This is a genomic window from Gilliamella sp. W8136 (assembly GCF_016101285.1).
GTDB classification, from domain to species: Bacteria; Pseudomonadota; Gammaproteobacteria; order Enterobacterales; family Orbaceae; genus Gilliamella; species Gilliamella apicola_N.
Genome location: NZ_JACFQU010000012.1, coordinates 16,897 through 29,448, shown reverse-complemented (window position 1 = coordinate 29,448; position 12,552 = coordinate 16,897). Strand labels below are relative to the sequence as shown.

The following is a 12,552-nucleotide window of genomic DNA, read 5'->3' as shown; positions in this document are numbered from 1 at the left end:
TTCCTTTTATTATATATTGATTTCTAATCTTTATTCCCAAAGATGCTGACCCTTAAGTCAGAAAAGGGTCAGCAAATATTAAATTACGCTCGACTTTCTACCCAGCTATCTGAGTGAATGATGTTGCCATCTTTATAAGTCCAAGTAATTCTTTCATAACGAAGTTCAACACGCTCTAAATGATTGTATTGTTCTTTTGATGGGTCTTTGATATTGTGCATTTCTGGTTTAACAGATACAACTTTCACGCCATCCATTAACGTATTAAAATACTCAATTTCTTGACCAGCATCGTTAATTTTATACCATTTGATCTCAACTGATTTTAAGTTTTGACCAGTGGTCACTGCTTTATAAAGATAAGGTGATGAAGCATCAACTTCTTTAACAAACTCAAGTGCTTTATGAACACGTGTACCTGTTAATTTACCAGTGTTACCATCTGTTGGGATGTACACTTTGTGGTCAAACTCAACAACTTCAACACTACCTTCACGGCCAACTACGGTTACAGATCCTTTAATTTCCGCGCCACCGTCATCTTTTAAGAACATATATGCTGGAACAGCCATTGTTTTACTCCTTTTTTGTTTTAGTTAAATCCCTTAGTTTTCTTGTGTCAAAAAACAATTTGACATTTGAGGAACTAAGCTTATTTCCACACGTCGATTTTTAGCACGATTCTCTGCAGTATCGTTATCAACCAACGGTTTTTTTGAGCCATACCCTTGTATGGCAAAACAGGTTTCAGGCATATCGCTTGTTTTCATGAACCAATTTCTAACTGAAAGAGCACGATCTAAAGACAATTGTATATTTTTGTCCTCACTACCTGTGGAATCAGTATGTCCACCAATTAAGATGAGCCAGCCAGTTTCCTGATTACTATTTATTTGTTTTTGCATTTCAACTAAAGCATTGATCAGTATTTTGGTCGAATCAGGTTTCAAATTTGATTGGCCTGTTTCAAATAATGACAAGCTATCTAAACGTATTACCACTGGTATTACCACTTGAGGTGGTTCTATTATCACTTCTGGTGGTTTCGCTACGTATTTACTGATGGCAACATTTAACGGTTCTATAAGTTGCTGCCCATGGTATAAACCTACACCCAGACGTACAGGTTCACCTTGTGAAAAATACTTATTCAACATTATTCTGTCGTTTTTCAAAATTTCTAATGCTTTTAGTTTCTCATCATAATTATCCATAGCAATAGAATTATAAAAATCAATATCGCTTTCAACTTGCTTAGCAAGTTTTATATTATTTTTAAATGATGCACCTAAACATCCCATAGTAAATAAGGAAGTTATAACAATTAATCCACAGATCATTGAGCTAATAGGAGAAAACGGATATGCAATAGGCATAAATTTTACTAAATCATCTGGAGGACTAACGTTTTCCTGTATTTTTCGGGTATTAGGGAGTGTCATTGTTGTAAGACTTTCCCATTGACTCTGGATTATATTATTAGTAATAGCCTCTTGATTAACAGGATAAATAGCTGTAGCAGCGGGCATACATTTTGCTATGGGTTGTTTAGGATCCACTAATGTAGATAAGACAATCTTTTCAACCCAATCTTTAGTTTCATTTAAAAAAGCTTGAAGACTTAAACGACGTTCTCTTTCTTTAGGGGAAATTTTAATATCATTTACCCAATTATTTAACGGAGATAAATAACGATCAAGCAAGTATAATTTTTGGTTTTTAAGTTGAAACCATTGAACAGGAATAGATTCAAATTCATCATAAAGTAAATCATTGAATCCAATATGTACCGACAAATAAACAGGTAATGAATATTTAGCAATTTTGCTTGTATCAACCCAAGATTGGCGAAAAGCTTGTAATTTTGCAATAAATATCCCTTGTTTATCTTCAATTTCTGGTGTCAAAGCCAAAAAAATGCCTACTCTACCAAGCATATCAGGCCATTTAGCTATTAATGAATCATAGACTATTGGCAGGTGAGAATATTCATCAACATAGATCCAAACGGCTTCAGAAGAAACTAGAATATTCGATTGGGCTAAAGACAAATCATCAGGGAAAAAATCTTTCGCACCACTGCCAGTTACCAATAAAATAGGTAAACGATAACGCTGTTTTGCAGGTAGCAAATCAAGTTTCTCAGTTAAAAAAGCAATATTAGTCGTCGATGAAGCAAGTACTTTTCGGTAACGCTTCATACGCCATAATATACCCGTGGCTATCACTACCACTAAAACTGATCCTATAATTTGCCATCCTATTGTTATTGGCCAAAAAACTAATAACAATAATAGAGCTAAGACAGCAGCATAAATAATCTGAATACGCTTAGGATAATCGCTCATAAGACCTCTTTTTAACCAATAAGCGAATCAATTAAATTATCAAGTTGATTATTTAAGATAAAGTATAGTGCAATCACGCAAATAAAAGACAATGCTGTTAAAGATAATAGTAAAGTCTTTCGTCCCCAATAACGATGATCCTGAGCTTGTTCAATAATAGGATGATTTTGTTCTGGTTCTGATTCACGCAATGCTTCTCGAAGCGCTAATATAAGATGCTCCCTTTCCATTTGAGCTTTTCCTAAATAACATCCTTGGAAACCTAGCCCTAATACTCTATCAAAACAACTTAAAACAATTTCTTCTTTTTTATCATCTTTTAAACGACTACGAATTTTTTCAAATAAGTCATAACCTGCATTATTCGTATTAAAATAGATAACTTGGAGCGGTTCACCTAGCCACTCATCATAGCCTTGATCACTTGGATTATCTTTTTGATAAAGTAAAACTGTTTCATCTAATAAAGCACATAACGCATAACTAATATCATCTATAACATTTTGTTTATATTGCGCATTATATAAAGTTTCACGAACATGTTTGATTTGTTCTTTACAATGCTCATATAGTTTATGTCCTGAAGAAATTTTTGCTTTTGCCTTTAGTTCTACAACCACTAATATTGAGTCACGCAATAATTCATCAATAATAATTTTTTTTGGTTCTGTATTCATTACCTTAACCCTATGATCTCAGTACTGCGAAAAGTTCTAATGAAATATCTGGCATTGCCCTTGGAACATAAAATTCACAACATCTAGCAAGCAACATGTTTTTTGCTGCACTATGAGACAAATCCAGAGCAAAATATTGATTCTCTAAACGTAAAGGTATAGCTGCTGGTACATGATTTAATGCTTTGATCGGAATACCTGAAAGTGCTGAATGTATAATTTGTCTAACATCATCTGGAGCCCCTGCTTTACACAATATTGGAAATTGTGAAAGGAGTTGATGACCAGGCATACTAGAGCGAACTGAAAGATAAAAATCTGCATCCTCAACAAGGCGTGAATCATTCAACCGGCCTGTCCACAAGGTATCTTGATCATGAACCAAATCAATTTTAATGACGCGTGAAGGTAAGCTTTCTTCTAATAAATTACGCACTAACTCAAAAAGCGGAGGAAAAACCTCATTAAGTTTATCATGCTGATAACCAGGAATATCATTAACACTATTTGCTAATGAAAAAGTCAACAAAGAACCTGTAAACGCGGTTAAAGTTTGATAAAGACGTTCAGGATGAATTGTTGGATTATCACGTAAAAATTTAAGTTGAGGTTCAAATGAACTCAATGCATTAAGGAGCCAAAATAAAGAAACATCCGCAGTTGCAAATTCAGCAATTTGTTGATTACGCTCATGGCGCATACCAAGTAAATGCTGGCGTTTTGCTTGAATTTGAATACATAAAAGATCTAGCTCTTTCAGTAATGATCCACTTTGTGTCAAAAGATTCAATACTGGGGGAATATATTGAAAATCTAAAACGAATCGACCATTAAGATCACGTTTTAAACGAGCGACTGGACAGGTTACATAATCACTATTATCTTCAAAATCAAATAAAAAGGTTAAAGCAAAACGTTCAACCGCAATTGTTTCAGAGTTTTGACCAAAAAGATCAGGTACTTCAACCCACTCTTTTCGGTAACGAAGCGGTCTTTCTAGACGTTGATTATCTTGTAAACAGTTTCCACCATTAGCATTTAATAATGGAATTCCGATTAAAACAGTGACTTCATTAAGTTCAACTGGGATATCAGTGTTTAACATTCTTGCTTCTGGCAAATTATCAGCAATATCAGTATCAACAACTACACCATCATTAAACCGAATGCTGATCGATTCAGCTTTAAGACGATCAATTGAAAGCGATTGTGTATCAATATTTATTTTCTCAACTCCCCATGGATTGGCTACTAACATAGCCATTGAGTTTTGTGAGGAGTATTGCCGCCATAATTCTTGTTGTTGGAATTGCTGAGGCGTCAAAAAGACGCCTTCATTCCATAAAGGACGAAAAATTTTCATTTACCCTAAGACTCCAGTTTTTTCCTATAATTGATATTAATTTTTAGCTTTCGGCATTTGTGAAACCATTGATAAATTAATATCCATCCCTTCTATCTGGAAGTGAGGAACTAAGAATGTTTTAACACGGAAAAAGCCTGGATTATCTTCAATGTCTTCAACAATAACTTTTGCTTCACGTAATGGGTGCGATGCTTGAACTTCATCACTTGGATCGGTCATTTCTGTTACAAGATTACCAATCCATTTGTTAAGTTCAAGTTCAAGTGTTCTACGATCTTTAGTTGCACCAATATTTTCACGTTGAATAACTTTAAGATAATGAGCTATACGTGACAATAAGAAAATATACGGTAAACGAGAATTAATGCGACTATTTGCAGTTGCTTCTTTAGTATCGTAAAGCGCTGGTTTCTGTGTTGAATTAGCAGAAAAGAAACACGCATAATCTCTGTTTTTATAGAAAGATAATGGTATAAAGCCTAAATTAGCAAATTCAAACTCTCGAGTTTCTGGAATAAGGACTTCAGTTGGAATTTTAACTTGATTACCTGTTCCTAAATCATAAAGATGAATTGGTAAATCTTCAACTAATCCACCTGCTTGTGGGCCACGAATTTGAACACACCAACCATTACGGACAAAACTTTGTGCCATATTTGCAGCAAAAGCATAAGATGCGTTAGCCCAAAGATAACGATCATGGTCAAGACCTTTAACATCTTCAATATAGTTAAAGCTACGAACCGGAACAGTCTCAGGTCCATATGGTAAACGAGCTAATACACGAGGTAAAGTTAACCCAACATAACGTGAGTCATCAGTTTCTCGGAAACTGTTCCATTTTGTATATTCCGCACGATCAAAGTAGTTTCCAATATCTTTGATTGCTGCTACTTCTTCCATGGTTTCTTTACCAAAGAATTTTGGTCCAGCAGAACCAACAAATGGCATATGCGCTGAAGCAGCAACCTTAGAAATATTACGTAATAAAGCAATATCTTGTGAACTACGATCAAATTCATAATTTGAAATGGTTACACCAATTGGTTCGCCATCTGGTGTATCATATTCCTGAATATAAGTGTGTCTGTAAAAACCTGATTGGGAAATTTCCGGTGCATCTTCAAAATCTTGACGAAGATCTTCTTTAGATATATCTAGCAGTTCAATTTTTACATTTTGACGGAAATCAGTACGGTCAACTAAAAATTTTAGGCCACGCCACGTTGATTCAATTTCTTGAAAGGTTTTATCATGCATCACAGCATCAAGTTGACGACTAATTTTTTGGTCAATTTGACTAATATGATAATCAAGCAAATGCTTATCTAACTTTTCGATTTTTTGAGATGAACCTTGTATTAACTGAAGTAGTATATTAACAGCCATCGTAACTCGTTCATCTTGTGAAGTTTCAAACAAAACTTCACTATCTTCATACTTGTCAATATCACTTACTTTTTTAATTGTATTTAAATTTATTTTATCAAATAAAGATTGGTAAACACTTCCTGATTCTTGTGTAACTGTCTCTACAGTAGCTTTATTCTCTTGCTTTTGTTCCATTGTTGTTCTCTCGTAATACTTATCTTTAAGACACTAATTTATCATTGTTTTTTTGAAATAGTTCTTATAAAGAAACTATTTCGTACTTTCAGATACAATTGATTCTAATTCAGCGCGTAGCTCATCAGACAATTGTTCATCCTTAACGATTTTTTCAAGTTCATAACGAAATGTTGCGTTATCAAGCAAATTAGATTTTAAATCTCTTAGTAAATTACGCATTGCAAGCAAAGAACGTAACTGAGGGATTTTCTTAGCGACTTGTTCTGGAGAGAAATCATTCATTGATTCAAAAGAAATATTTACATTGACATCACTACCATCATCGGCAAGCGTATTAGGAACGGTAAGTGCTGCTTCAGGTTTAAAGTCTTTTAATACTGCATCAAAATTATTCTTGTTGATAGACACTTTTTCTTTTTCTGAAAGAGTACGTTTATCTTTACCACGACCATAATCACCAACAGATAAAATTTTTAACGGTAATTCAACTTTCTTTTTAGCACCACCAGTATGAAGATCTAGTTGAATATTAACACGAGCAGAAGGTACTTCATTTTGATAACTATTAGACATTTTAATTCCTTAATTTCCCTATTTTTTTAATCTTAGAGGCGAGATCAATTATTGATTCGTTACTGATTGGAATTTACACTAATTAAAATCAATTTACAACCTTCATTAATAATTTTCTTTAATTTTTCTTTTAAAAAAAAATTCTTATATCCTTTAAATAAAATTAGAAACTAAGGAACTTACTGTAAATATTAAGTTTTTTTTTAGTAAATTATAAAAAAATTTATTTATTAATAAATAATTTTCGCATGATAAAAATTCAACCGAACATTCAATTAAAAATTTTATTGCTTAAAAAATAAACTATTTTCAGAATAACTTAGTAATTTGTATATATTTTTTTGATAAAGATAAAAATTTTAACGATAAGTTAAATAATTATAAAAGCTTATTAGTAATATTACTTTCAATTTTTAGATTTATTTTATTTTGGCTATTGAAAACCTTTTTCAGTTTGAATACTACTTTTAACAAAAGAGTTTTACTGTTCATTGAATGATTAATATTTATCCAATAACTTGTTAATGTAGGCTATATTGTAATTTTAACGATTTTATATATAACAAATATAAAATGTAATCATTGTCATTTTTTTAAAAAAATGGGGTTACATTTATTTTCATATAAATTGAATAGATATTGTAAATAAATAGAGCTTGTATATTGTTTAATATTTTCAGGCATGCTTTTCTATAATATCTATCATTCATATAGATGGAACTATCTACTTTTAATTCAAATTTTATATACAATAAGTTATCTTTAAAAAATAAATTGTTCAATTTTACAAATTTTAGAAAAAAAGTTTGACTTTCATCTATTAAGTGATAATAATTCTCATTAACATTTAAATTAATAAAATTCTAAAAAAAAATTTAACACTCAAAGAATTATCAGTAAAACGGATTTTACTTTTTAAATCACCAAACTCTCACTGATTTTCTATAATTTGCTTTAATTTGATTATATATTAAACAAAGGAGTCGCTAATGAAGTTTAATTATTTTAAACGGCGCAAAACCCTACTATCAGTAATACTATCATCTTTGCTCGTTCTTACAGGTATGTCCGAGTCATCAGCAGCAGAAAAAAAATTTAAAGTTGTTACCACATTTACCGTTATCCAAGATATTGCCCAAAACGTTGCGGGAGATGCTGCAACTGTTGAATCAATTACTAAAGTAGGCGCCGAAATACACGAATATGATCCGACTCCTCAAGATATTACTAAAGCGCTTTCAGCCGATCTAGTTTTATGGAATGGACTTAATTTGGAACTTTGGTTTAAACGTTTTTTTGAAGATATTAAGGATGTTCCATCAGTTATAGTGACAGAAGGCATCGAACCGATGCCAATCCAAGAAGGTAGTTATAAAGGGAATCCAAATCCTCATGCATGGATGTCACCGACACTTGCTTTAACTTATATTGAGAACATTCGTGCAGCCTTTGTTAAGTATGATCCTAAAAACGCCACTATCTATAATAAAAATGCGCAGGATTATGTTGCTAAAATCAAAGCTCTTGATGCCCCACTGCGTGAGCGTTTGGCTAAAATTCCAGAAGCACAACGTTGGTTAGTGACAAGTGAGGGGGCATTCAGCTATCTAGCTCGTGATTATAATTTAAAAGAAGCCTACTTATGGCCAATCAATGCTGAACAACAAGGTACACCAAAGCAAGTTAAAAATCTTATTGATTTAGTTAGAGCGAATAAAATTCCTGTTGTTTTTAGTGAAAGTACAATTTCTGATAAACCTGCAAAGCAAGTTAGTAAAGAAACGGGCGCTAAATACGGTGGTGTGCTCTATGTCGATTCGCTTTCAACAAAAGACGGTCCTGTTCCAACCTATATCGATCTTTTAAAAGTCACGGTTGAAACCATAGCTAAAGGATTTGAGAAATAATGACACAAATATGCTTAAATGTTAATGATATCACGGTAACATACAATAATGGTCATACTGCAATTCATGACGCTAGTTTTCGCCTTAATGGCGGTACGATTTGTGCACTTGTTGGAGTGAATGGTAGTGGAAAATCCACGTTGTTTAAAAGTATTATGGGCATGATTCGCCCAACCCGTGGGCAAGTAACATTTAATGATATTTCAGTTGCTCAAGCATTAAAGCAAAACATCATAGCTTATGTTCCACAAACGGAAGAGGTTGATTGGGATTTTCCTGTTTTAGTATCAGATGTCGTTATGATGGGACGTTATGGTCATATGTCGTTTTTTCGTATCCCAAGTAAAGAAGATAAAAAACAAGTTGATATTGCACTTGAACGCGTAAATATGCTGGATTTTAAGCATCGCCAAATAGGTGAGTTATCAGGAGGGCAAAAAAAACGTGTTTTTTTAGCAAGAGCTTTAGCGCAGCAAGGTAAAGTATTGTTACTAGATGAACCCTTTACAGGAGTTGATGTAAAAACTGAAAATGCCATTATTGATTTATTAAAAGCTCTGCGAAAAGAAAACCATCTTATTTTAGTTTCTACCCATAATTTAGGTAGTGTGCCAGAATTTTGTGACCAAGTCGTATTAATTAATCAAACAGTATTAGCTTTTGGACCAACCGAAACTACCTTCACCCCTCAAAATTTGATAACGACTTTTGGTGGTGCATTGCGCTATCTGAGTTTGTCTGGCGAAAAATTACATCAAGATGAAGATCCCCGTAAAGTATCGATCTTAACTGACGATGAACGTGCGGCTATTTTTTATGGTGAAGGTAAAGATGATTCCCCACACCAAGATTTGTTGGTTGATGCCCAGTCAAATCAAGCAAAAGGATGACAATAATGGAATTCTTACTTGAGCCATTTACCTATGATTTTATGCTGAAAGCTATTTGGGTGAGTAGCATTGTTGGCGCTGCTTGTGCTTTTTTATCAGCCTTTCTAATGTTGAAAGGTTGGTCATTAATGGGGGATGCGTTGTCACATTCGGTTGTCCCAGGCGTAGCGGGAGCTTATGCGCTTGGTTTACCTTATTCGGTCGGAGCTTTTTTTACGGGACTACTTGCAGCGTTATCCATAACTATCATTCGTGCCATTACACGCTTAAAAGAAGATGCCATAATCGGTTTTATTTTCTCGACTTTTTTTGCAATTGGATTATTAATTATTTCGCTAAATCCCACCTCTGTTAATGCGCAAACTATTATTTTTGGGAATATTTTAGGCATTGATGATAGTGATATGTGGCAGGTACAAATCATTATTTTGGTTTCTTTGGTTTTGTTACTCCTTTTTTGGAAAGATCTGTTAGTCGTATTTTTTGATGAAATCCACGCACGATCAATTGGTCTAAAGCCTTTGCATTTAAAAATTCTTTTTTTCACTATTTTGAGCGCTTGTACTGTCGCAGCCCTGCAAACAGTTGGTGCTATTTTGGTTATTGCTATGGTCGTCACTCCCGGTGCAACCGCTTATTTGCTAACAAATCGATTTTCAAGGCTGTTAATTATTTCCGTGGTAATTGGCGCATCAACCAGTGCGATTGGTGCTTGGTTTAGTTACTTTTTAAATGGTGAAACTGGTGGCGTTATTGTTACGCTGCAAACATTGATTTTTATTGTGGTCTTTTTGTTTGCACCAAAACAAGGTTTAATCTCAAACCGTTTACGAATTAGACAAAGCCGATTAAATAACGGGGCAAATATATGACAGATTTATTGGAATATCTTTATTATCCTTTTACTCTGCCTCTTATGCAACGAGCCATTATTGCGGCACTAGCCACAGGTATTGTTTGCGCTCTCCTATCATGCTTTTTAGTGTTAAAAGGCTGGTCATTGATGGGAGATGCCATATCACATGCAGTATTACCGGGCATTGTACTTGCTTATTTAGCAGGGATTCCGATTATCATAGGTGCATTTGCCTCAGGATTATTGTGCTCGGTTGCCACGGGTTATATTAAAGAAAATAGCCGTATAAAAGAAGATACAGTAATGGGAATTGTGTTTTCGGGAATGTTTGCGTTTGGTTTAGTACTGTTTTCAAAAGTAGATACATCACAACATCTAAATCATATCCTATTTGGTAGCGTGCTGGGCACGAGTTATGCTGAGTTAGAACAGATTATGTTAATTGCAGGGATAGTATCAGCAATAGTAATCATCAAGCGTCGTGATTTACTGTTATATTGTTTCGATCCAGTTCAAGCCAAAGTTGTAGGTTTACCAGTAAAATTATTACATTATGGATTACTTTGTGTTTTAGCTTTAACTATCGTCAGCTCTTTAAAAACAGCTGGCGTGATTTTAGTTATTGCGATGCTGATAGCACCAGGCATTATTGCATTTTCGTTAACTAAACGTTTTGAAAAGATGCTATTAATAGCAGTAATTGTTTCGATGTTATCAACTGTTGTCGGAACACTAATCAGCTTCTATTTAGATGCTTCGACCAGTGCATGTATTGTCATTTTACAAGCCGCTATCTTTTTAGGCGTGCAGATTTACCAATTTATAGTAAGGCAAAGTGTAAGGAATTAATGAGAAATGTTAGGTATAAGCGTGAGTATAAATCTACTCACGCTTAATATTTTCGGTGATTGGCTATAATTATTCATCATCCATATATTTGCTGGCATCGGCATAATTATCAAATCGAGAAAAGTGGCCTTGGAATTTTAAGCGAACTTTACCAATTGGACCGTTTCTCTGTTTACCTAATATAATTTCAGCAATCCCTTTATGTTCAGATGCCTCATTATAAACTTCATCACGATAAATAAACATAATGACGTCAGCATCTTGTTCAATAGAGCCCGATTCACGTAAATCTGAATTCACTGGACGTTTATCCGCTCGTTGTTCTAAACTACGGTTTAGCTGTGATAGAGCTACTACCGGAATTTGTAACTCTTTTGCTAACGCTTTTAATGAACGTGAAATTTCGGCAATTTCGAGAGTTCGGTTTTCAGAAATATTTGGCACACGCATCAACTGTAAGTAATCAACCATGATCATACTTAAACCTTTATGTTCACGATAAATACGTCTAGCCCGTGATCGCAGTTCCATTGGCGTTAAACCTGCAGAATCATCAATATAAATATTTTTCTTTTCAAGTAATAATCCCATCGTACTGGAAATTCTTGCCCAATCATCGTCTTGCAATTGTCCTGTTCGAATGCGTGTTTGATCAACACGCGATAACGAGGCAAGCATACGCATCATAATTTGCTCTGATGGCATCTCTAAACTAAATATTAGTACGGGTTTTTCTTGCGTCATTGCTGCGTTTTCACATAAATTCATTGCAAATGTGGTTTTACCCATTGATGGTCTTGCAGCAATAATAATTAAATCTGAACGTTGTAAACCAGCCGTTTTTTTATCTAAATCAATATAACCCGTTGAAACGCCCGTCACCCCGTCATGTGGACGTTGGAACAGTTCTTCAATTTTAGCAACCGTTGCTTCAAGCACTTCAGTGATACTTTTTGGACCTTCGCCCTGTTTGGTTCGACTTTCAGCAATTTGAAAGATTTTACTTTCTGCTAAATCTAATATTTCGTTACTATCTCGACCTTCTGTGGCATAACAGTTATCAGCGATTTCATTTGAAGCGCTAATTAATTCACGCAAAATTGCCTGCTGTCGAATAATCTCACTATAAGCAACCACATTAATCGCACTTGGCGTGTTTTTAGAAAGCTCAGCTAAGTATGCAAATCCCCCCACATCCGTTAATAGATCTTTGCTCTCTAAACTTTCCGATAAAGTGATTAAATCAATCGGTGTACCTTTGCTAATCAGCGAATGCATTTCTGAAAAAATCAGCTGATGATGGCGCGAATAAAAATCACGATCCAAAATCATTTCAGCAACCGTATCCCAACGTTGATTATCAAGCATCAAACTACCAAGTACAGCTTGTTCTGCCTCAATTGAATGCGGAGGCATCTTGATATTATGTAGATTTGATTTTTTCGACTCTTGATTTCTAGAATCTCTGCTTAAGCTTGTTTCATCTGTATTCATTACGTTCATCTTTTTTTAAACTA

General features: G+C 34.2%; 11 protein-coding genes. 4 read left to right on the top strand and 7 right to left on the bottom strand.

Annotation, left to right across the window (positions count from 1 at the left end; translation table 11 throughout):
• Positions 1–83: 83 nt before the first annotated feature.
• The 6 genes from H3T96_RS09220 to tssB form a co-directional block, all read right to left on the bottom strand.
• Complete coding sequence (locus H3T96_RS09220) at positions 84–572, bottom strand: Hcp family type VI secretion system effector (RefSeq protein ID WP_086326109.1); 489 nt, start codon at positions 570–572, stop codon at positions 84–86.
• Positions 573–605: 33 nt separating this feature from the next.
• Positions 606–2,348 (bottom strand): OmpA family protein, encoded by a 1,743-nt coding sequence (locus H3T96_RS09215; RefSeq protein ID WP_144092356.1) that lies wholly within the window; start codon positions 2,346–2,348, stop codon positions 606–608.
• A gap of 11 nt (positions 2,349–2,359) precedes the next feature.
• Entirely contained in the window at positions 2,360–3,025 is a 666-nt protein-coding gene (gene tssL, locus H3T96_RS09210) for a type VI secretion system protein TssL, short form (RefSeq protein ID WP_086326111.1), read from the bottom strand.
• A gap of 10 nt (positions 3,026–3,035) precedes the next feature.
• Positions 3,036–4,388, bottom strand: a complete 1,353-nt coding sequence (tssK, locus tag H3T96_RS09205; RefSeq protein ID WP_086326112.1) for a type VI secretion system baseplate subunit TssK — start codon at positions 4,386–4,388, stop codon at positions 3,036–3,038.
• A gap of 36 nt (positions 4,389–4,424) precedes the next feature.
• Entirely contained in the window at positions 4,425–5,957 is a 1,533-nt protein-coding gene (gene tssC, locus H3T96_RS09200; RefSeq protein WP_198248638.1) for a type VI secretion system contractile sheath large subunit, read from the bottom strand.
• Between the two features lie 75 nt (positions 5,958–6,032).
• Complete coding sequence (tssB, locus tag H3T96_RS09195; RefSeq protein WP_086326114.1) at positions 6,033–6,533, bottom strand: type VI secretion system contractile sheath small subunit; 501 nt, start codon at positions 6,531–6,533, stop codon at positions 6,033–6,035.
• Between the two features lie 989 nt (positions 6,534–7,522).
• On the opposite strand from tssB, the gene H3T96_RS09190 reads away from it, so the two are divergent.
• From H3T96_RS09190 to H3T96_RS09175, 4 genes are read left to right on the top strand one after another with little or no spacing between them, the layout of a single operon-like run.
• Positions 7,523–8,440 (top strand): metal ABC transporter substrate-binding protein, encoded by a 918-nt coding sequence (locus H3T96_RS09190; RefSeq protein ID WP_065738782.1) that lies wholly within the window; start codon positions 7,523–7,525, stop codon positions 8,438–8,440.
• Positions 8,440–9,330: a manganese/iron ABC transporter ATP-binding protein gene (locus tag H3T96_RS09185; protein ID WP_086326983.1), complete on the top strand. Its 891-nt coding sequence runs from the start codon at positions 8,440–8,442 to the stop codon at positions 9,328–9,330. The genes H3T96_RS09190 and H3T96_RS09185 overlap by 1 nt, the downstream gene beginning before the upstream one ends.
• Before the next feature lie 2 nt (positions 9,331–9,332).
• The gene (locus H3T96_RS09180; RefSeq protein WP_086308868.1) at positions 9,333–10,202 is read left to right on the top strand and encodes a metal ABC transporter permease; all 870 of its coding nucleotides are present in this window, start codon (positions 9,333–9,335) and stop codon (positions 10,200–10,202) included.
• Entirely contained in the window at positions 10,199–11,035 is an 837-nt protein-coding gene (locus H3T96_RS09175; RefSeq protein WP_144092354.1) for a metal ABC transporter permease, read from the top strand. The genes H3T96_RS09180 and H3T96_RS09175 overlap by 4 nt, the downstream gene beginning before the upstream one ends.
• A 69-nt stretch (positions 11,036–11,104) precedes the next feature.
• Here H3T96_RS09175 and dnaB read toward each other — a convergent pair whose 3' ends face one another.
• Positions 11,105–12,529: a replicative DNA helicase gene (gene dnaB / locus H3T96_RS09170; RefSeq protein WP_039127589.1), complete on the bottom strand. Its 1,425-nt coding sequence runs from the start codon at positions 12,527–12,529 to the stop codon at positions 11,105–11,107.
• Between the last annotated feature and the right edge of the window lie 23 nt (positions 12,530–12,552).

Bases quoted from the DNA above. Each gene is read 5' to 3' on its own strand.
- tssK (WP_086326112.1), bottom strand. From the start codon at position 4,388: ATGAAAATTTTTCGTCCTTTATGGAATGAAGGCGTCTTTTTGACGCCT.
- H3T96_RS09185 (WP_086326983.1), top strand. From the start codon at position 8,440: ATGACACAAATATGCTTAAATGTTAATGATATCACGGTAACATACAAT.
- dnaB (WP_039127589.1), bottom strand. From the start codon at position 12,529: ATGAATACAGATGAAACAAGCTTAAGCAGAGATTCTAGAAATCAAGAG.
- H3T96_RS09190 (WP_065738782.1), top strand. From the start codon at position 7,523: ATGAAGTTTAATTATTTTAAACGGCGCAAAACCCTACTATCAGTAATA.
- tssL (WP_086326111.1), bottom strand. From the start codon at position 3,025: ATGAATACAGAACCAAAAAAAATTATTATTGATGAATTATTGCGTGAC.
- tssC (WP_198248638.1), bottom strand. From the start codon at position 5,957: ATGGAACAAAAGCAAGAGAATAAAGCTACTGTAGAGACAGTTACACAA.
- H3T96_RS09220 (WP_086326109.1), bottom strand. From the start codon at position 572: ATGGCTGTTCCAGCATATATGTTCTTAAAAGATGACGGTGGCGCGGAA.
- H3T96_RS09175 (WP_144092354.1), top strand. From the start codon at position 10,199: ATGACAGATTTATTGGAATATCTTTATTATCCTTTTACTCTGCCTCTT.
- H3T96_RS09215 (WP_144092356.1), bottom strand. From the start codon at position 2,348: ATGAGCGATTATCCTAAGCGTATTCAGATTATTTATGCTGCTGTCTTA.
- tssB (WP_086326114.1), bottom strand. From the start codon at position 6,533: ATGTCTAATAGTTATCAAAATGAAGTACCTTCTGCTCGTGTTAATATT.